We start from the raw sequence: 20209 nt of genomic DNA, 5'->3' as shown, positions 1-20209 counted from the left end.
AGGGCTTCACGCTATGAATAAAACGCACGCTTGCCCGCTCTACGGGCTCCGAGTTTTCCGAGGAGGCTGTGTGCAACGACGCGTTGGGAAGGCAGTGATTGGCATGGTGGCCATGATGGGCGCCGTGGGCTGTGGAACGCCGGAGGAGCCGGCGGACACCTCGCTGGCGGAGAGCCTCCAGGCCGTGGCCGTGACGGACGGCCCGGACTTCATCGTGAAGAGCGTGAAGGGGCCCGTGAGCATGCAGGACGGCGCGGATTTCACCGCCACGGTGACGGTGTGTAACCAGGGCACTCAGGGAGGCCACACGGAGATCGGCCTGTACCTCTCCGTGGATGCGGTCATCAGCGTGCCCACGAACCCGGGGCCCTACACGGATCAGCCCGCGGGGATGGCGCCGTCGGACTTCCTGGAGCCGGGCGCCTGCCAGACGCTGAGCGTGCCAGGGCACGCCCTGGTGTTCACCGAAGGGGCCTACTACCTGGGCGCCGCTGCGGATCCGCTCGGGTACGTTCCGGAGATCCGGGAGACCAACAACACCCGGACGGGCAACCGCCTGGGCATCGGGGCCGCGCCGGACTTCATCATCTCGGACGTCTCGGGGCCCGCCAGTGCCCAGTTCAGCGAGCCCTTCACCGCCTCCATCCGGGTGTGCAACCAGGGCACCGTGTCCCGGGGCACCGAGGTGGCGCTCTACCTGTCCGAGGACACGGTCATCTCGGTTCCGCAGTCTCCCAGCCCGTATACGGATCAGTTCCTGGGCGCGGTGGTGGTCGATAGCCTGGAGCCAGGGGCATGCCGGACCGTGTCCGTGCCGGCGGCCGCCGCCTTGAGTGCCGAGGAAGGGGCGTATTACCTGGGCGCCGTGGCGGATCCGGGCAATGGCGAGACCGAGTTCCTCGAGGACAACAACGCCAAGGCAGGCAGCCGCCTGGGCCTGGGCCAGCGGCCCGACTTCATCGTCTCCAAGCTCACGGGGCCCGCCAGCGCCGAGGTGGGCCAGCCATTCGTGGCCTCGGTGACGGTGTGCAACCAGGGCACGGAGGGCGGCGAGACCGATGTGACGCTGTACCTCTCCGAGGACAAGGTCATCACCGCGTCCACCCCGGAGCAGCCGGGCGATGCGCTCGTGGCACCGCCCCAGACCGCGGGCTGGCTGGAGCCGGGACAGTGCCGGGCCCTGTCCATGCCCGCCCAGGCGGGCGGGGTGCCCGAGGGCGCGTATTACCTGGGGGCCGTGGTGAATGGGTACCACGGTTCTCCCGAGCTCATCGCGGACAACAACACCAAGGTGGGCAACCGGTTCGGTGTGGGCGTGGGGGCTGACTTCGTCGTCACCCAGGTGAGCGGGCCCACGGGCGCCGAGCGGCATGCGGGCATCACCGCCTCGGTGACGGTGTGCAACCAGGGGACGCGCCATGGCGCCACGGAGGTGGAGGTGTATCTGTCCACGGACACCTCCATCACGGTGGCGCACCCGCCGGGGCCTGCCTCGGATTTCCTGCTGGGAGGGACCTCCTTGCCCGAGATGGAACCGGGTCAGTGCCAGACGGTGGCCGTGCAGGGGCAGGCGCCTTTTGATGGCGCGTACCACCTGGGCGCCGCGGTGGATCCGTGGAACACCTTCACCGAGCTCATCGAGGACAACAACGTGAAGGTGGGCAGCCGGGTGGGCGTGGGCGACGCGCCGGACTTCGTCGTGACCCAGGTGAGTGGCCCGGCGAGCATCGCGCCCGGGGAGGACTTCCAGGCCGCGGTGACGGTGTGCAACCAGGGCACGCGCGGCGGCGGCACCGATGTGGCGCTGGTCCTGTCCCAGGACACGGTCATCACCGTGAGTCAGTTCCCGTCCGGAGGAGAGGATGCGTGGGTGGGCCAGGCGTGGGTGGAGCACCTCCAGCCCGGCATGTGCCAGACGGTGTCCGTGCAGGGGATGGCCCACGTCGCTCAGCGCCGCGCCGCCTACCTGGGCGCCGTGGTGAATCCGTACCAGGGCCTCGAGGAGCTGATCCGCGACAACAACACGAAGGTGGGCTCCCAGGTGGGCATTGGCCATGGGCCCGACTTCGTCGTCACCAAGGTGACCGGGCCCTCCCGCGTGACGCGGGACATGCCCCTGTCGGCCTCGGTGACGGTGTGCAACCAGGGCACGAGCGGCGGCCACACCGACGTGGCGCTGTACCTGTCCGAGGATGCCATCCTCACCCCGCCGTCGCCCTACCGGCCGTCGTGGGAGCCGCAGGTGGCGCACCAGTTCACCAACTACCTCGAGCCGGGGGGCTGCCAGGTGCTGTCCCTGCTGGGCAGCGTGTGGGTGGAGCCGGGTGCCTACTACCTCGCGGCCCTGGCCAACTCCCAGCAGTGGGACGGCGAGCTGCTCCAGGACAACAACACCAAGGTGGGCAAGACCGTCTCCATCACCCACTGAGGGCGCATGGAGCGCCCCGGGCTCACGGCCGGGGTGCCTCCTGCGCGGGGCCCTGCTGCACGTAGGGCCCCAGCGCCCCGGGGTACTCGCGCAGCAGCCCCTCCGGGGCGCTCACCTTCTGGCCGGTCACCATCGCCTGGAGCATCAGGGCATTCACCACGCCCTTGCCCCGGGCGTGGTTGTTGGTGATGACGTACACGTCCTGCACCCGCGGGTGCTGGGCGATCTCCTTCGTGCGCTCGGCCCACGGGGCCAGCTCCCCGGCCGAGTAGAGGTAGTCGTAGCGCTCGATGGGCGCCGCGCCCTGCCGGAACCAGTCCTTGGCGTTGCGCCCGTGCACGCGCACGTAGCCCACCGCCGCGGTGGCCCGGGCGCTGGGGGCCAGCGAGTTCTTGAACAGCGGCTGGTCAATGTTCACGAAGCCCAGCCCCCGCTCTACCAGCTCCGCGTAGTACGAGGGCTCGTTCCACGAGGCGTGCCGCACCTCCAGCACCAGCGGCAGCCCCTCGAACGCGCCCACGAGCCCGTCCACCCAGTCCCGGCTCTCCGGGGTGTTGCGGAAGGACCAGGGGAACTGCACCAGCACCGCCCCCAGCCGCCCCGCCGCGTGCAGCACGCCGAGTCCTACACGCGCCCACCTCACCTCCTCCGCCGTCCAGGGCGAGGTGCGCTCGTGGGTGAAGCGCCGCCAGAGTTTCGCGGTGAAGCGGAAGTGCGGATTGGCCTCCGTGCGTTCCAGCCACACGTGGGCGTTGTGGGGGCTGATGGGCCGGTAAAAGGAGGTATTGATTTCAACCGCATCGAACAGTGAGGCCATGGCCTCCAGTGGCTGGAAACCCTTGGGCTTGGGCTTCGGATAGACGAGCCCTTCCCAGTCCTTATATGTCCACCCCGCGGGGCCAAACCGGACCATGGGTCCTCCCTCCGGGGCCGCTCCGGCGGCCTCCGGCTTACAAGGTAAGCACGGGGGCACCTCTTCCTACCGCAGGGGGTGGGGGTTCCGGGGAAGCCGGGGATGTTTACTTATTCAATGTCGGAGAGCCCGAAAGGTCCTCCTGCTCGGGCCGCTTCCGACGCACTGTGTCTGATGCGCAACCCCTGGCCCGTCCGCCCCCGAGCGGTCATGATCCAGCGGCGTTACAGTGTCTCAATAGAGTTTTGCTGGTCGGCTGTGTCTGGTGGTCGGTTTAACCTACGTTTGTCCACATTCACCCTGTGCAGACACAAGGCGCTGAAAACCCATGAACGAGCGGCTCAATGTCCTGGTGGTGGATGACGAGTACCCGGTCCTCGTCACCGCGGCCGCCATTCTCTCCGAGGATTTCCGGGTGATGACGGCCACGAACGCGGACGCGGCGATGAAGCTGCTCTCGCAGCACACGTTCGACGTGCTGTGCACGGACTTCAACATGCCGGGCCGCAACGGCATCCAGCTGTTGCGCGAGGCCACCGCCGCCCAGCCGCACCTGTCGGGCGTGCTCGTCACCGGCCACCGCGAGTACCTGGAGAAGCGCGACAAGTATGATGCGCAGGGGCTCTACTACCTGCTCATCAAGCCCTACCAGCCCTCGCAGCTCGTGGACTTGATTCACCGCGCGGCGGAGTCCTCGCGGCTCAAGCGGATGATGAGCTCGCTGTCGAGCGAGCTGGGCGCCTGGAAGCGGGTGCTGTGAGATGGAGAAGGGAAGGCCCCCGGCGCGCCCGCGGTGGGTGCTCGCCGTGCTGGGCGTGGTGTGGTGCGGGGCGGTGCTGGGCGGGATGACGGCGCTGGCGCGCTACTCGAACACCGCGGGCCCCGTGGCCGAGCCGCCCGCGCGCCTGCCCCCGGACAGCGCGCTGCGCGCCGCGCCGGGCCGTTTCCTGCTGGTGATGCTGGCGCACCCGATGTGCCCGTGTACCCGCGCGAGCCTCACGGAGCTGGAGGCGGTGATGGCGCACGCGGGCGGGCGCGCGGACGCGCACGTGCTCTTCCTGCGCCCCGAGCGCGCGGAGGCCGGGTGGGAGGAGGGCGCGCTGTGGCAGCGCGCCGCGGCCATTCCCGGCGTCACCGTGCACAAGGACGCAGGGGGCGTGGAGGCCCAGCGCTTTGGGGCCACCACCTCGGGCCACGTGGTGCTCTTCGATGAGGCGGGGCGCCTGCGCTTCAGCGGCGGCATCACCGGCTCGCGGGGCCACGAGGGCCACAACTCCGGCCGGGCCGCGGTCGAGGCGCTGCTCCGCGCGGAGGAGGGCCGGGCGCGGCACCCCGTCTACGGCTGTGCCCTGGAGGATGCCGCGCCGCTCGTCGCCGGAGGCTCCACGCCATGAGTGCCGTTCAGGCAGTGCCCACGGCGGAGCCGCGGCTGGAGGAGCGCACCCACCGGCTCTTCACCCAGCACCAGCAAGAGGTGTGGCGGTGGGTGGACCGGCTCTTCGCGGGCCTGATGGCCGGGCAGTGGGTGGTGGCCATCGCGCTGGCGCTCTTCGTCTCGCCGTACGGGTGGGCAGGGCGCGCGCGAGAGCTGCACGTGCACGTGTACGCGGCGGTGTTCCTCGGCGGGGCGCTCAGCGCGTTTCCCATCTGCCTGGTGTGGCTGCGCCCGGGCACGGTGCTCACCCGGCACGTGGTGGCCGTCTCCCAGCTGCTCTGGTCCTCGCTGCTCATCCACCTGACCGGGGGCCGCATCGAGACGCACTTCCACATCTTCGGCTCGCTGGCCTTCCTGGCCTTCTACCGGGACTGGCCCGTGCTCATGAGCGCCACGGGCGTGGTGGTGGTGGACCACCTGCTGCGCGGCCTGTTCTGGCCCGAGTCCATCTACGGCGCGGTCAACCCCCAGGAGTGGCGCTTCCTGGAGCACTCGGTGTGGGTGGCCTTCATCGACCTGGTGCTCATCCGCTCGTGCGTGGGCGGGCAGCGGGAGCTGTGGCAGAGCGCCGGGCGCCAGGCGGCCGCGGAGCTGGCCACGGAGCGCGAGCACGAGAAGTCGCTCGCGCTGGACCGGGCGCTCCAGGAGCTGTGCGCCGCGCAGGAGCAGGCCGTGCGGGTGGGCAAGCTGGCCGCCGTGGGGCAACTGGCCGCCAGCGTGGGCCACGAGCTGCGCAACCCCCTGGCCGCCGTGCGCAACGCGCACTCCTACCTGGCCAAGCGCCTGGCCAAGCCCGAGCAGGCGGTGGGCGATGCGCGCGTGCCGCAGCTCCTGGGGTTGATGGACCGGGAGCTGGGCAACTGCGCGCGCATCATCTCGGACCTGCTGGACTTCGCGCGCGAGCGCCCGCTGAGCCTCCAGCCCTGCCCCTTGAAGCCATTGGTGGAGGAGGCCGTGGGTGTGGTACCTCCCCGGGAGTCCGTGCGCGTCCTCAATCAGGTTCCCGAGCAGTTGCCCGTGCCGATGCTGGACCGGGAGCAGTTCCGCCAGGTGCTCATCAACCTGGTGCAGAACGCGGTGGAGTCCATTCCGGCGGACCGTCCCGGGCAGGTGGTGGTCCGCGCCGAGGGCGGGGAGGGCGGCACGCTGTTCGTGCGCGTGGTGGACAACGGCGAGGGCATTCCGGCCAACGTGTTGCCCCACATCTTCGAGCCGCTGTTCACCACCAAGGCCAAGGGCACGGGGCTGGGGCTGGCCATCGTCGCCAGCCGGGTGGAGCGGCACGGGGGCAGCCTGCACGTGGCGAGCGAGCGGGGGCAGGGCAGCGAGTTCATCATCCAGCTGCCGGTGGTGGCGGCCCAGGCCGCTTGAGGGGGACGGACGTGAGCGCGGCGAGCATCCTGGTGGTGGACGACGAGGAGTCCCTGCGAATCACGCTGGCGGCCAACCTGGAGCTGGAGGGGCACGAGGTGCTGGAGGCCTCCAGCGGCGAGGAGGCCTTGCGCGTGGTGCGCGCGCGGCCCGTGGACGTGGTGCTCACGGACATCCGCATGCCCGGGCTGCATGGCGTGGAGCTGCACCGCCACCTGCGGCGCGAGCACCCCGGGCTGCCCGTGGTGCTGATGACGGCCTTCGCCCAGGAGAGTTTGATCAACGACGCGCTCGCCGAGGGCGCCTTCACCGTGCTGCCCAAGCCCTTCGATGTGGAGCACCTCCTGGGCACGCTGCGGCGCGCGGCGCGGGCCCCCGGGGTGCTGGTGGTGGATGACACAGAGGAGGTGGCCGAGGCCACCGTGGAGGGCTTGCGCCTGTGCGGGGTGAGCGCGCAGGCCGTCTATGACGGGGACGCGGCGCTGGAGCGCGTGCGCTCGGGGCGCTTCGATGTCTGCGTGGTGGACCTGGTGATGCCGGGCATGACGGGCGCGGAGATGGTGGAGAAGGTGCGCGGCACGGGCCTGGACATGGGCGTCATCGCCGTCTCGGGACACGATGTGCCACAGATGATGCGGGAGGTGGCCGCGCTCGGAGACGTGGCCTGCATGCGCAAGCCCATCTCCGTGCGCGAGCTGGCCCAGGCCATCGCGCGGACCCGCGGCCGGCCGTGGGGAAGGAGCTGACGTGGACGAGCACACGCAAGCGCTGCGGGGCCATGAGCGCGCGGTGGTGGCCGAGGTCGTCACCTCCGTGCTGCGCCACAACCTGCGCAACCGCTTCTCCAGCATCCGCAACGCCTCCTACTACCTCATGCGCAAGGCCCAGAAGACGGAGCTGTGGACGGCGGATCCACGCGTGGAGGCCTTCTTCCAGCTCATCGACCGGGAGCTGGCCTCCGCCGAGGAGCTGCTCTCGCGCCGGGGCCCGCCCGCGGGCGAGGGGCCCCCGGGGCGCACGCTGCTGCGCGAGGCGGTGGACGGGGCCTTCACCCAGGTGCGGGTGCCGGTGAGCGTGCGCACCGAGCGCTCGTGCGCGGACCAGACGCCCGTGGAGGCGGACGCGGAGGACCTGGCGCTGCTCACCCGGTGCCTGCTGGAGAACGCCCTGGAGGCCCTGCCCGGGGGCGGCGCGCTGAGCGTGCGCACGTGGGAAGAGGACGGGCGCGTCACCCTGGAGGTGAGCGACACCGGCGGGGGCATTCCCCCGGAGCACCAGGCCCAGGTGTTCGAGCCCTTCATGACGACCAAGCCCGGCCATGCCGGCGTGGGGCTGTGCATCGTCCAGCGGCTGGCCCTGCGCAGCCAGGGCTGGGTGGAAGTGCTGCCCGGCGAGCCCTCCGGCACCCGCGTCCGGGTGCACTTTCCGCTGGGAGGGCCCTGAGGGCGATGGGCATGACGTCATGACTCCGGGGATGTGCCGCCGGCTGCTGCTGGTGGAAGATGACCCGGGCAACCGGATGACCCTCACGATGTTGCTGGAGGACGAGGGCTTCACCGTCGTCACCGCCGACTCGTGCGCGCGGGCCGCCCGGCTGCTCAACGACGCGCCGCGGTATGACGCCGTGCTGCTGGACTCGCGGCTGGGGGATGGGGATGGGCGCAGCCTCATTCCGCTGGTGCGCGGCAAACTGCCCGGCGCCAAGCTGGTGCTCGTCACCGGGTGGCTGAACGAAGAGGCGCTGTGCCACGCGGTGGATGCCGTCTTCCAGAAGGGCACGCACTTCGACGAGCTGCTGGCGTGCCTGTGCCGCCTGCTGTCCCCCGCCCCCCGGTGAGCGCCCCGGTGGGGGTGCTCCCCGGGGCATTCCCTGGCATTCTGAGGCCTCGCCGAGACGATGGTTCCCCCTGTCCTGGACAAGGACGCCCCGGGCGTCCCCGCCGCGCTGGTGCCCGGGAGCACGGTGGGCGGCTACGTCATCGAGGACGTGCTGAGCGCTGGCGGCTTCGGCGTGGTGCACCGGGCGCGCGACGCCGCCCAGAATCCCGTGGCCATCAAGGTCAGCAAGCACTCGGCGCGCTCCATCACCGCGCAGGAGCTCGTCTGGCAGCAGAATGAAATCGAGGCGCTCACGCGCCTGCGCCACCCCGCCCTGGTGGAGGTGCTCGGCTACGGCTTCCTGGAGGATGGGCGGCTGTACCTGGTGATGGAGCTGGTGCCGGGCGAGGTGCTGGGCCAGTACCTCCAGCGGCGCGGGCCCCTGGAGGCGCTGGAGGCGCTCCAGCTCGCGCGCCGCATCGCCGAGGCGCTCGCCTGGTGCCACGAGGCCAAGGTGCTGCACCTGGACCTCAAGCCCGCCAACATCATCATCACCGACGCGGTGGAGCCCCAGGTGAAGGTGCTGGACTTCGGCCTGGCGCGGCTGTCCGGCGGGTTCCTCTCGCCGCAGGGCGGCCCCGTGGCGGGCACGCTCTCGTACCTGGCCCCCGAGTGCTTCTTCGGCGCGGAGGACCGCTTCAGCGAGAAGGTGGACCTGTACGCGCTGGGCACGCTGCTCTACGAGATGCTCGCGCTGCGCTCGCCGTTTCCCGGCGGCAAGCCGTACGCGGAGCTGGCCCGGCTCAAGCGCGCAGGCGCGATGACGCCCTTGGAAGAGGTTTGCCCCCGGGTGCCCCCGGCGGTGGCGGCGCTGGTGCGCTCGCTCTTGGAGCCCGGGCCGGAGCAGCGCTTCGGCGGCGCGGCGCGCCTGGCCATCCGGCTGCAGGCCGTGTACTTCGACTTGCTCAACGGGCGGGTGCGGCACCGGGAGCCCGTGCCCTCGCCGGTGCCGGCGCACCTGGCGCAGGAGGTGCCCTTCGTGGGGCGCCAGCGCGAGCGAGCGCTGCTCCAGGAGGCGCTGGAGGCCACCGCCGCGCACCAGGGCCGGGCGCTCATGCTGGTGGGCGAGGCGGGGCTGGGCAAGAGCCGGCTCCTGTCCGAGGTGCTGCTGCGCCCGGACGGGGGCCTCTGGCCGCTGGTGGGCTCCGGCCGCTGCCGCCAGCTCGGGGAGCTGGTGCCCTACTCCCCGCTGCGCGAGGCGCTGGGGCAACTGGTGGAGCGGATGATGGGCCTGCGCGGCGAGCTGGGCGCGCGCGTGCGGGGCGCCGCGGGCGGGGTGCTCGCGGGCGAGGCGCAGGAGCTGCGGCGGCTGGTGCCGGAGCTGTCCCGGCTGCTCCCCGGCCAGGAGGGGCCGGGCGGCGGGGGCGCGCTGGTGCAGGGGCTGGAGCCGGAGCGCGTGGGCCGGGCCCTGGCGCACCTGCTCGCCGCGGTGGGCGCGGTGCACCCGCTGGTGCTGGCGCTGGAGGATGTGCACTGGCCGGACGAGGGCACCCTGGCGGTGCTCTCCCGGCTGACCGCGGCGCCGCCGCCGGGCGTGCTGCTCCTGTGCACGGCGCGCCCCCCGCCGCCCCTGGCGAGCCGGGGCGCGCTGCGGATGCTGACGCTCCACCCGCTGAGCCCCGAGGAGAACGAGCGGCTCCTGACGACGCTCGTGGGCGGCGCGGCGCCGGGCCAGGTGCGCACGCTGATGCAGTGGGTGCCGTTCCTGGCCACCGGCAACCCGCTGGCCAGCGTGCGCATCCTCCAGGACTTGCAGCACGGGGGGTACCTGTCGCGGGACGCGGAGGGGCGCCTGCGCCTGTCCGAGCGTCTGCGCACCGAGTACCGGCTGCCGGAGGCCGTCTCCACGGTGATGGGGCGGACGCTGGAGGAGCCCGTGCTGCGGGTGCTGCGGGTGGCGGCGCTCATGGGCCGGCGCTTCCTCGGCTCGGACCTGGCGGCGCTGGGGCTGTTCACGCCCGGGGAGGTGCGCGAGGCGCTCGCCGCGGCGGAGGCGCACCGGCTGTGCGCCAGCTCGGGCGATGCGTGCACGTTCGCGAGCGACGCGGTGCGCGAGCGGCTCGCGGCGCACGAGGCCTGGGAGGACGCCGCGGACATCCACCGGCGCATCGGCGAGCGGCTGCGGCTTCGCCATGCGCCTCCCGCGACGCTGGGGCCGCACTGGGAGAAGGCCGGGGAGACGATGCGGGCGGCCAGCGCCTACGTGGAGGCAGGGCTGGAGGCGGAGCGGCTCCTGGAGCCCATCGCCGCCAGCCAGCACCTGCGCAAGGCGTACGCGCTGCTCCTCACGCTGCCGGGCACCCCCGCGCGGGATGCGCTGCTGGTGAAGGCCCTGTGCGAGCGCGTCCGGGTGGGCTGCCTGCTGGGACAGGGCGCCGAGCTGCTCCAGTTCCTGGAGCACTGCGGGACGCTGCCCGGCCTCACCCCGGCGCAGACGCTCCTGCTGAACAGCGCGTACGCGCGGGTGTACTACGCGCAAGGGGACTTCGCCCGCGCGCTGGCGCTCAGCCACCGGTGCCTGGCCTCGCCGGTGGAGGACGCGCCCCGGGCGGCGCTCTGCGTGGCGAAGCACATCGTGGGCCGGGCGCTGTGCAGCACAGGGAGGTTCGGCCAGGCGGAGCCCGTGCTGGCCGAGGCGGTGGCGCTGGCGGCGGAGCTGGGCGAGACCGTGGAGCAGGCGCACTCGGAGGGGCTGCTCGCCATCGCGCGGGCGCACATGGGGCTCTCGCGCCAGGCGCGCGAGAGCGTGGCCGCGGCCTCGCGCATGGCGCTGCGGCTGGGCAACCCCGTGCGCATGGCCGCCTCGCTCTTCTACGCGGCCATCGTCGCCGAGGCGGAGTGCCGCTGGGACGAGGGGGTGAAGCGCACCACGGAGATGCTGGCCTACATCGAGGCCAACGCCATCACCGGCGTGTACCAGTGCGTGGCGAGGCTCTACGCCGGCCGGCAGCAGTTCCACGTGGGGCAGCTCGGCCGGGCCCGGCACCTGATTCACCAGGCGCTCGAGGTGATGCGGCGGCAGGAGGTCCGCTACGGCCAGCCCTGCGCGCACGCCTTCCTGGGAGACGTGGAGTTCGTCGCGGGCCGGTCCGCGGACGCCCGGCGCGCCTACACGCAGGGGCTGGCCCTGGCGAACGACGGCGCGCAGGACGAGCACGCCGCGGCGCTGTGCCTCATGGGCCTGGCCCACCTGGAGGCGCTGGAGGGCGGCGCGGTGGAGCGGGTGCGGGCGCTCGGGGACGAGGCGGTGGCGCGGCTCCGGGCGGCGGGGAACCTCAGCGGCCTCGTGCTGGCGCTCCAGCGCTACGCGGAGGCGCTGGAGGCGCTGGGAGACACCGGGGGCGCGGCGCCGCTGGCCGAGGAGCGGCGGCTCCTGGTGGAGCGGCTGGGGTTCACGGAGTCCGGCTTCTGGCCGCGCGTGGTGCCGGGGCCGGGCGAGGCGCCGCTGACGCCCCAGGCGTTCTGGCGCCTGAGCCGCGAGAAGGCCCAGGCCGCCAGTGCCAGCGCCCCGCTGGGGGAGGCGGGGGACTTCGACGACGAGACGGTGGTGCGGCCCGTGGAGCCCGGGAAGCCCTGAGCGGCCCCTCTCGCCCGCATCATTATATGCGGGCGCGGCAGGCTCAGCGCTTCGCGGCGCCCGGAAGCCGCCGGGCCCACGGGCGCAGGGTGTTGACGATGCCCTGGATGCGATCGTCGGGGAGCTTCTGCTGGCGGAGCCGGTCCGCCAGGGCCTCCAGGTTGGGCGTCACCCTTTCGCGCAAGGCCACGATGCCGGCGGCCACGAGGCAGGTGTCCTCCGGGGTCTCCATGCAGATGGCGCGATCGCCCAGGTACTGGAACCAGAACGGCGAGTACGTCCGCCGGTTCCGGTCCGGGAGGAGGAAGAACACCTCGTAGGACTGCTCCACGCGCTGAAGGATCTGCACCAGGGGCAGATCCTCCGGCACGCTGTCCCCGATGATGCTCTGGATGTGCTCGCGGGAGGCGGTCTCGAACGCGGGCTCATCGCCGGTGATGAAGAGGTAGCCCTTCTTCTGGCGCTTCTCCAGGCAGTCGAGCGCGGTGTGCTCGGCGGCGAAGTACAGCGCCAGCTCGTACGTCTCGCCGAGGCCGCCCCCGCCGCCCTCCAGGTACATGTGGGTGAGCCACTGGTCCATCTGCTTCTCGGAGGACTCGAACTGGCCCACCTGGAGCGGCGCCTGGTCCGCGAAGGCGTTGCCGATGGCCATGAACATCACCTGGGGGTCGGCCACGCCGGCCTCCAGCAGTGTCTTCATGAACGAGGGCAGGTGCTTGCGCGCCAGCAGGTCGGGGATTTCCCCCATGGAGCCCGACACATCGAGCGCGAACACGATGGCCAGCGAGTTCGGATGCTCCGCGCTGTCGCGGCTCTCGCGCAGCTTCACCCCCTTGGGGTTCATCTTCGGGTGGCACTCCCGTTGGCGGAACACCTGCTGCGCGGGCAGGTCCTTGCGGGCCTGGGTGAGAGCCTGGTGCGCTTCGTAGCTGTAGCTGCCGTATCCCATGCGCCGGCAGGCTAGTCCGGGGACGGGGCGTCCGTCAGCCCCGGGGGGCACACCACCTGGGGAAGCTCGTCGATGCTCACCGGCTTGGTGAGGTGCAAGTTGAAGCCCGCGCGCTCCGCCTGGGCCTTGGCCTCGGGCCCCCCGTAGCCGGTGAGCGCCACCAGGTAGAGGCGCTCCCCGCCGGGCGCCGCGCGGGCCCGCCGGGCCACCTCGTAGCCGTCGATGCCGGGCAGCCCCACGTCGATGAGGGCCACGTCGGGGCGCAGGGCGAGGAGCTGCTCCACGCCCTCCGGCCCCGTCTTCGCGGTGGCCACCTCGTGGCCCAGGTCCTCCAGCACCTCGGTCATGCTCTCGCGGATGTCCGCCGAGTCCTCCACCACGAGGATGCGCCGCCTGTGGAACGGGGCGCCGGCAGGTGTGGCCACCGGCGCAGCCCCCACCCGCGCCGGGGCGGGCGCCAGCAGCGGGAAGCGCACCGTGAACTCGCTGCCCCGGTCCGCGCCCTCGCTGAACACCTCCACGGTGCCGCCGTGCATCTCGACCAGGCGTTTGACGAGCGTGAGGCCCAGGCCCAGCCCCCCGGTGCTCCGGTCGATGGTGGGCGCCACCTGGACGAAGAGCTCGAACACCTTGCCGAGCATGTCCCGGGGGATGCCCCGGCCGGTGTCCTTCACGCGCAGCACGGCCTGCCCGGCCCCCTCCGGCCCTTCCCGCGACAGGCGGACGGAGATGCTGCCGCCCGGCTCGGTGTACTTCGCCGCGTTGGTCAGCAGGTTCACCACCACCTGCTCCAGCCGCGTGGCGTCCGCGTGCAGCCGGAACACGCCGGGCGCGCGCGTCACCGACAGCGTGTGCCCGCGCGAGTCGATGAAGGGCCGCGTCACGGACAGGGCGTTCTGCAGGAGGACGGCGAGGTCCACGTCCTCCTTGCGCAAGTCCAGCTTGCCCCGGGTGATGCGCGAGACGTCCAGCAAGTCGTCCACCAGGCGCACCAGGTTGCTGATCTGCCGCTTGGCCATGTCCCGGTGCTTGGCCACCTTGGCGGCATCGCCGTCCATGCGGTCGAGCATGGACAGCGCCAGGCTGATGGCGGCCAGGGGGTTGCGCAGCTCGTGGGCGAGCATGGCCAGGAACTCGTCCTTGCGCTGGTCGGCGAGCTTCAGCTCCTCGGCGAGGGCCTCGCTGCGCCGGCGGGCGCGGGAGAGCTCCAGCCGCGCGGCCACGCGGGACAGCAGCTCCTTGGCGGAGAAGGGCTTGGCCAGGTAGTCGTCCGCCCCCTGCTCCATGCCCTCCACGGTGGCCTCTTCGCCGGCGCGGGCCGACAGGACGATGACCGGCACGTGGCGAGTCGTCTCGTGGCCCTTGAGCGCCCGCATCAGCCCGAAGCCATCCAGGCGCGGCATCATCATGTCCGTCAGCACCAGGTCCGGCGGGCGCGCCAGCGCGGAGGCGAGCGCGGCCTCGCCGTCCGGCACCGCCTCCACCGTCCAGCCCCGGCCGGTGAGCAGCCGCCGCACGTACTCGCGGATGTCCGCGTTGTCGTCCGCGAGCAGCACGTGCGCGGGCGCCTCGGCGTGCGGGGGGACCGGAGCGGTGGGCGCCGGGCCCGTCTCCACTGGCAACGCGGCGGGCGCCGTCTCCGTCCAGTGCGCCGCCTCCTCCACGAAGGGCACCACGCCCCGCCCTGGGGTGGCGGGGATGCCCGCGTCCAGCAACTGTCCGAAGGACAGGTGCGCGGTGCCCAGCGGCAGCGCCACCGTGAAGCGGCTGCCCTGGCCGGGCGTGCTCTCCACGCCGAGGGTGCCCCCGTGGAGGCGGACCAGCTCCTGGATGAGCGCCAGGCCGATGCCGCTGCCCTCGTAGCTGCGGCCCCGCGCGCCCTCGACGCGGTGGAAGCGCTCGAACACGTGGGGCAGCTCCGCCTCGGGGATGCCCGTGCCCGTGTCGGCCACGGTGAGCACCGCGCGGTCCGCCTCGGCTTTCAGGGACACCCGGATGCCGCCCTCGAAGGTGAACTTGAAGGCGTTGGACAGCAGGTTGAGGACGATCTTCTCGTACATCTCCCGGTCCACGTGGACCGGGGCCTCCAGCGGGGGACAGTCCACCGTGAAGGCAAGGCCCGCCTTCTCCACCAGCGAGCGGAAGGCGCTGGCCAGCTCCGCCGTGAAGGCGCTCAGGTCCGTGGGCTGGTAGCGCGCCTGCACGCGGCCCGCCTCGATGCGGCTGAAGTCGAGCAGCGTGTTGACGAGCTTGAGCAGCCGCAGGCCATTGCGGTGGACCGTCTCCTGGCGCTCGCGCTGGTGCGGGGGGAGGGGTTGCTCGGTGTCCTGGAGGCCATCCTCCACGGGCCCGAGCATGAGCGTCAGGGGCGTGCGGAACTCGTGGGAGATGTTGCTGAAGAAGGCCGTCTTCGCCTGGTCCAACCGCGCCAGGGCCTCCGCGCGCCGCTTCTCCTCCTCGAAGGCGCGGGCGCTCTGCACGGCGGTGGCGGCCTGCGCGCCCACGAGCCGCAGGAAGCTCTCGTACTTGCCCTCCATCGCGCAGCGGGGGCTGGCGCCCAGGATGACGGCGCCGGAGGGCTGGGTGTGCCCGGCGAGCGTGAGCGGAAGGACGAGCCCTTGCGTGGCGGGCTCCGGCCAGGGGCCCCCCGGCAACGCGCCCAGGTGCCCGGGGAGCCGCTCCAGGCGGACGCCCTGCCCGGTGCGCATCACCTCCTGGAGGCGCCACAGGTCCTCGCCCTGCAAGCGGATGGCGAGGGGCGCGAGCGCGCTGCCCGCCTCGAGCCCCGCGGCGCCGGCCAGGCGCACCGCGCGGCCCTCGTCCGTGGCGAGGTAGAGCAGGGCGAAGGGCACGTCGTGGGGGTTCTGCGCCAGGATGCGCGCGGCCGCCTCGCACGCGGCCGAGGCGGACTTCATGTCGGTGGTGCCCGTGCTCAAGTCATTGAGGGTGCGCAGCCGCCGCGCGTCGAGCACCTGCGCGGTGGTCTCCGTGAGGGCCGCGAAGATGCCGCCCACGCCGCCGGTCTCATCCAGGATGGGGCTGTGGCTGTAGGTGAAGTAGCACTCCTCCAGGAAGCCGTTGCGGTCCAGCGGCATCATGAGGTTCTCGACCCAGTTGGCCTCCCCCGTGGCCATGATCTTGTCGAAGCCGGGGGCGAGCATGCCCCACACCTCGGGCCAGGTGACCTTCGCCTCCTGGCCCAGGGCGGCCGGGTGCTTCGTGGCGCCACACACGGGCCGGTAGGCGTCGTTGTAGAGCTGCACGTACTTCGGGCCCCACGCGATGTAGAGCGGGTAGTTGGAGTTGAGCAGGATGCCCACCGCGGTGCGCAGCGACTGGGGCCACTGCTCCACGGGGCCGATGGCCGTCTTCGACCAGTCCACCTGCCGCATCCGCGCGCCGCATTCCCCGCCTCCTCGCAGGGGATGGGTCTCTGGGCCGAGCGAGGGAGGCGGTTGCTGCACGGGCATGGAACGCTCTTAGTGGAGCGGCCACTCCCCCATCAACACAGGCTGGAAGGTTTCTGGGCAGGCAAGGCGCCGGGCCTGGACGCGGCCTGCCTGGCTGCCGTCCGGTACGGCGGACGGCCCTGGTGGCCTGACCGGGGCGGCGTCCCAACATTGAGGCCCGCGGATGTCCCCCCTGACTTTCAGGAGAAGACCATGGCTCTGTCGGAACAGCAGAAGACCCGTCCGTTCGCCGTCGTGACCGGCGCCTCCAGCGGCATCGGCTACGAGCTGGCCAAGCAGTTCGTCCAGAACGGCTACGACGTGCTCATCGCCGCCGAGGATGACGGCATCACCGAGGCCGCCCGGAGCCTGGGGGGCAGCGGGCACGTCGAGAGCGTGAAGGTGGACCTCGCCCGCTACGAGGGCGTCGAGTTCCTCTATGCGAAGATTCAGGCGCTGGGGCGCCCCGTGGACGCCATCGCCATCAACGCCGGGGTGGGCGTGGGCGGGGCCTTTGCCCAGCAGACGCGGCTGGAGGACGAGCTGAACCTCATCGCGCTGAACGTCACCTCGTCGGTGCACCTGGCCAAGCGCGTGTCGCGGGACATGGTGCAGCGCAAGAGCGGGCGCATCCTGTTCACCTCGTCCATCGCGGCGGTGATGCCCGCGCCGTTCGAGGCGGTGTACGGCGCCTCGAAGGCCTTCCTGCTCTCCTTCTCGGAGGCGCTGCGCAACGAGCTGGCGGACGTGGGCGTCACCGTCACCGCGCTGATGCCGGGCCCCACCGAGACGAACTTCTTCCACCGCGCGGGCATGGACGACACCAAGGTGGGCCAGGACGAGAAGGATGATCCGGCCCAGGTGGCCCGCCAAGGCTTCGAGGCGCTGATGGCCGGCAAGGACAAGGTGGTCGCCGGCTCGGTCAAGAACCGCGCGATGGCCGCCGCGGCCCAGATGATGCCGGACCCGGCCACGGCCCAGATGCACCGGAAGATGTCCGAGCCCGGCTCCGGGACGAAGAAGCAGTAGCCCCGCCCCCCCTGCGGGAAGACAGAAAGGCATCGCCTGCTGGCAGAAAAGCGGTATTCCAAGTATTTTGAGTTTACCTTGTCCAGGTGAACATCTTGGAAGACAACGCTGCGGCGAAAGGCGAGGGCACGATGGGACACGGTATCGGCAAGCGGCTCCAGGCCCTGGGCCTGGCCGCCGCCACCCTGGCCGTCACGGGTTGCGAGGAGACGCAGCGCGAGCACGTGCTCCACGACGTGGACGTGGGGAAGGTCGAGGCGGGGGTGAGCTCGGCGCCGGGGACGCTGGGGGGCAAGCTGGCCTGGGCGTACTTCAACAACCCGCCCGCGTTCAGCGGGGTGGACCCGACGATTACCCAGGAGGTGAAGCGCCTCATCGAGCAGACGCCGGCGGGGGCCACGATTCGCGCGGCCATCCACTCGGTGAGCAACACGGGCATCGCCGATGCGCTGCTCGCGGCGCAGGCCCGGGGCGTCACGGTGTACGTGGTGATGGACGCGAAGAACGCGAGCACCGGCTATGCGGCCGTGGACACGCTCCAGCAGCTGGCCCACGTGAAGTTCTGCACCAACGCGAGCGGCGGGGGCGGCTGCATTGGCACCGGGGCCTCGGGCAACATGCACACGAAGCTCTTCACGTTCAGCCAGACGCGGGACCCGAACGGGGTGCTGCACCCCGATGTGGCGTGGATCAGCTCGGCGAACCTGACGGGCGCGAGCGGCACGGAGGCGTTCAACAACGCCATCGTCCTCTATGACGCCGCCACGCTGGTGGCGGGGCTGAACGCGAACTTCACGGACATGTGGAACCGGAAGCACTACAGCGGCAATGACTACTACGACGCGGACTCGGGCCGGGGCTACTACATGGCCAACCCGGCGGATGCCTACGCGTCACCGGAGGGCATGGGCCAGACGGACACCATCGTCACCCGGCTGAACGACGCCACGCCGGATGCGAACTGCCGGCTGCGCATCGGCATGTCCTTCGTCACGGCAGGGCGGCCCGCGCTGCTCGCGCAAATCAAACGGATGAAGGCCGGAGGCTGCTCGGTGTGGATGGTGGTGGGGGGCAACGCCACCGAGGGCATCGACATGGCCCGGCCGGTGTACGACGAGCTGCTGGGGGCCGGGGTGGCGATCCGCCGGCGCGACAAGGTCCACGACAAGTTCTTCGCGCTCTACGGCAGGTTCGGGGCGTCCTATGCGTACCGGGTGTACACGGGCTCCCAGAACTGGTCCCAGGATGCGCTCAACGAGAACGAGGAGCTGTTCGTGAAGCTGGCCCCCGAGACCGGGACGGTGCACCCCATCTACGACGCGTACGTGGGCCACTTCAACGACGCGTACAACGGCGGCGTGACGTGCACCAAGGCCAACTACCCCTGCAAGTAGGGGCCGGAGCGGCTCAGACGAGCACGTGGCCCCCGTCCACGGTGAGCACCTGCCCGGTGCCGAAGCCCTGGCACATGAGGTAGAGGTAGGTCTGCGCCACGTCCTCGGGCTCGCCCACGCGGCCCACGGGGAGCTTGGCGCCGGCCTCCTGGTACATGCGCTCGCGGTCCGCCGCGCTCAGGCCGTCCCAGAGCTCCGTCTGGATGAGGCCCGGGGAGACGGTGTTGACGCGCAAGGGGGCCAGCTCCACGGCGAGCCCCCGGGTGAGCGCGCCGATCGCCCCGCTCACGCCCGAGCCCACGGCCAGCCCCTTCATCGGACGGACATCGACGGTGCCGTTGGTGAGCACGATGGAACCGCCCGGGCGGATGTGCGCGCTGCCCAATGTCGCCGCCATGTACGCGCCCCAGAAGCGCACCTCGAACAGCTGACGGGCTTGCGCGAGCGACAGGCCGCCGGGCGCGCCGTGCGGCAGGGCATCGCCCGCCGTGTAGACCAGATGATCGAACGGCCCCACCCGCTCGAAGAGGCCACGCACCTGGGCCTCGTCGCTCAGGTCCACGGCATGGCCCTGGGTGCCCGGGGGAAGGCGGGCCACGGCCTGCTCCACCCGCGCCTGCTGGCGCGAGCCGATGACCACGGAGGCGCCCTCCTGGGCGGCCGCCTGCGCCACCGCCCGTCCGATACCCGAGCTGCCGCCGAGCACGATGATCCGCTTGTCCTTCAGCCGCATGGAATGATCCCTCTTGGAGAAGACGGCCCGGGAAGTCCGGGCCCGCGAGGAGGGATATGGCCCTGGACAACCCCGGGGACGAGCGCATTGTACGCACCGTCACCGTGACTGGGAGTCACCCATGCCCACGCCCCCCGATGCCCGGCTTCTGAGTGGAATGAGCGTCTTGGTGGCGGTCGTCGAAGCGGGCAGCTTCGTGCGCGCCGCCGAGTCCCTGGGCCTGACGCCCTCGGGCATCAGCCGCGCGGTGGCCCGTCTGGAGACGCAGGTGGGGGTGCGGCTGTTCGACCGCTCCTCGCGCGCCGTGGTGCTCACCGGCGAGGGCCGCCGCTTCTACGAGCAGGTCGCGCCCCTGCTGACGGGCATCGAGGAGGCGGCGAGCGATGCCGGGGGGGCGGCCACCGCCGCGCGAGGCCGCTTGCGCGTGAACGTGGACCCCGTGGTGTCCTGCTGGCTGCACTCGCACCTGAGCACGTTCCTGGCGGCCAATCCGGGCGTGTCCCTGGAACTGGTGGTGAGCCACCGGGTGGCGGACCTCGTGGCGGAGGGCTTCGACGCGGCCGTGCGCTTTGGAGAGCCCGAGCCCTCCTCGCTCGTGACGCGCACCCTGCTGCGCACGCGCGTGGTGACGTGCGCGGCGCCCGCCTACCTGGCCCGGCATGGACGGCCGGCGCACCCGCGGGAGCTGGGCGAGGGGCGGCACGAGTGCATCCTGTTCCGCTACGCCGGCATGGGCAGCCCGGGGACCTGGGAGTTCCGCCGGGGACGGGAGCGCATCGAGGTGCCCGTCTCCGGGCGGCTGACGCTCAATGACGCGGTGGTCCACCTCTCGGCCTGCGTGGAAGGACAGGGCATCGCGCGGATCCTGGATTTAGGGGTGGGCCCGCTGGTATCCCAGGGCAAGCTGGTGAGGCTCTTCGAGGGGTGGGAGGAGACGCCCATCCCGCTTCACGTGGTCCATCCGTCGCGGCGCCTGCTGCCCGCGAAGGTGCGGGCGTTCCTGGATTTCGTCACGGGGACCGAGGCGGAGCTGGCCTGGTGCGCGCACTGAGC

At 71.8% G+C, this 20209-nt stretch carries 15 protein-coding genes; 11 read left to right on the top strand and 4 right to left on the bottom strand.

The features are described from left to right. Window positions 1–70 precede the first annotated feature (70 nt). Window positions 71–2428, top strand: coding sequence for a CARDB domain-containing protein (locus KY661_RS25675; RefSeq protein WP_225412731.1), 2358 nt, complete (start codon window positions 71–73; stop codon window positions 2426–2428). 22 nt (window positions 2429–2450) lie between these two features. Here KY661_RS25675 and KY661_RS25670 read toward each other — a convergent pair whose 3' ends face one another. After that, the gene (locus tag KY661_RS25670; RefSeq protein WP_225412730.1) at window positions 2451–3341 is read right to left on the bottom strand and encodes a DUF72 domain-containing protein; all 891 of its coding nucleotides are present in this window, start codon (window positions 3339–3341) and stop codon (window positions 2451–2453) included. A 328-nt stretch (window positions 3342–3669) separates the two neighbouring features. On the opposite strand from KY661_RS25670, the gene KY661_RS25665 reads away from it, so the two are divergent. Genes KY661_RS25665 through KY661_RS25635 form a run of 7 tightly spaced genes read left to right on the top strand, consistent with a single transcriptional unit; the run spans window position 3670 to window position 11602 of the window. Then, complete coding sequence (locus KY661_RS25665; protein ID WP_075011416.1) at window positions 3670–4101, top strand: response regulator; 432 nt, start codon at window positions 3670–3672, stop codon at window positions 4099–4101. A 1-nt stretch (window position 4102) separates the two neighbouring features. Then, complete coding sequence (locus KY661_RS25660) at window positions 4103–4735, top strand: thioredoxin domain-containing protein (RefSeq protein ID WP_225412729.1); 633 nt, start codon at window positions 4103–4105, stop codon at window positions 4733–4735. After that, complete coding sequence (locus KY661_RS25655; protein WP_225412728.1) at window positions 4732–6147, top strand: sensor histidine kinase; 1416 nt, start codon at window positions 4732–4734, stop codon at window positions 6145–6147. Before KY661_RS25660 ends, KY661_RS25655 begins: the two co-directional genes overlap by 4 nt. 11 nt (window positions 6148–6158) lie before the next feature. Beyond that, on the top strand, window positions 6159–6893 hold the full coding sequence (locus KY661_RS25650) for a response regulator (RefSeq protein ID WP_225412727.1): 735 nt from the start codon (window positions 6159–6161) through the stop codon (window positions 6891–6893). 1 nt (window position 6894) lies between these two features. Next, on the top strand, window positions 6895–7590 hold the full coding sequence (locus KY661_RS25645; protein WP_225412726.1) for an ATP-binding protein: 696 nt from the start codon (window positions 6895–6897) through the stop codon (window positions 7588–7590). A gap of 19 nt (window positions 7591–7609) precedes the next feature. Then, window positions 7610–7984 carry a response regulator gene (locus KY661_RS25640; protein ID WP_225412725.1) on the top strand — a complete coding sequence of 125 codons (375 nt, stop codon included), beginning with the start codon at window positions 7610–7612 and terminating at the stop codon, window positions 7982–7984. Window positions 7985–8044: 60 nt separating this feature from the next. Next, a complete protein-coding gene (locus KY661_RS25635) occupies window positions 8045–11602 on the top strand; it encodes a serine/threonine-protein kinase (protein WP_225412724.1) in 3558 nt (1185 codons plus the stop codon). Between the two features lie 43 nt (window positions 11603–11645). On the opposite strand, the gene KY661_RS25630 is transcribed toward KY661_RS25635, so the two are convergent. Both KY661_RS25630 and KY661_RS25625 read right to left on the bottom strand, forming a co-directional pair. Continuing rightward, a complete protein-coding gene (locus KY661_RS25630) occupies window positions 11646–12551 on the bottom strand; it encodes a vWA domain-containing protein (protein ID WP_225412723.1) in 906 nt (301 codons plus the stop codon). An 11-nt stretch (window positions 12552–12562) separates the two neighbouring features. Beyond that, entirely contained in the window at window positions 12563–16021 is a 3459-nt protein-coding gene (locus KY661_RS25625) for an ATP-binding protein (RefSeq protein WP_225412722.1), read from the bottom strand. Between the two features lie 192 nt (window positions 16022–16213). Between KY661_RS25625 and KY661_RS25620 the strand changes: the two genes are divergently transcribed. Both KY661_RS25620 and KY661_RS25615 read left to right on the top strand, forming a co-directional pair. Beyond that, entirely contained in the window at window positions 16214–17029 is an 816-nt protein-coding gene (locus KY661_RS25620) for an SDR family NAD(P)-dependent oxidoreductase (protein ID WP_225412721.1), read from the top strand. A gap of 95 nt (window positions 17030–17124) precedes the next feature. Continuing rightward, window positions 17125–18423, top strand: coding sequence for a phospholipase D-like domain-containing protein (locus tag KY661_RS25615; RefSeq protein ID WP_225412720.1), 1299 nt, complete (start codon window positions 17125–17127; stop codon window positions 18421–18423). Between the two features lie 13 nt (window positions 18424–18436). On the opposite strand, the gene KY661_RS25610 is transcribed toward KY661_RS25615, so the two are convergent. Beyond that, window positions 18437–19156, bottom strand: a complete 720-nt coding sequence (locus KY661_RS25610; protein WP_225412719.1) for an SDR family oxidoreductase — start codon at window positions 19154–19156, stop codon at window positions 18437–18439. Between the two features lie 121 nt (window positions 19157–19277). Between KY661_RS25610 and KY661_RS25605 the strand changes: the two genes are divergently transcribed. Beyond that, window positions 19278–20207: a LysR family transcriptional regulator gene (locus KY661_RS25605; protein WP_225412718.1), complete on the top strand. Its 930-nt coding sequence runs from the start codon at window positions 19278–19280 to the stop codon at window positions 20205–20207. Window positions 20208–20209: the final 2 nt, after the last annotated feature.

Source organism: Allostigmatella hybrida, from assembly GCF_020103775.1.
GTDB classification, from domain to species: domain Bacteria; phylum Myxococcota; class Myxococcia; order Myxococcales; family Myxococcaceae; genus Hyalangium; species Hyalangium aurantiaca.
This window is presented reverse-complemented; position numbering and strand designations above follow the sequence as displayed.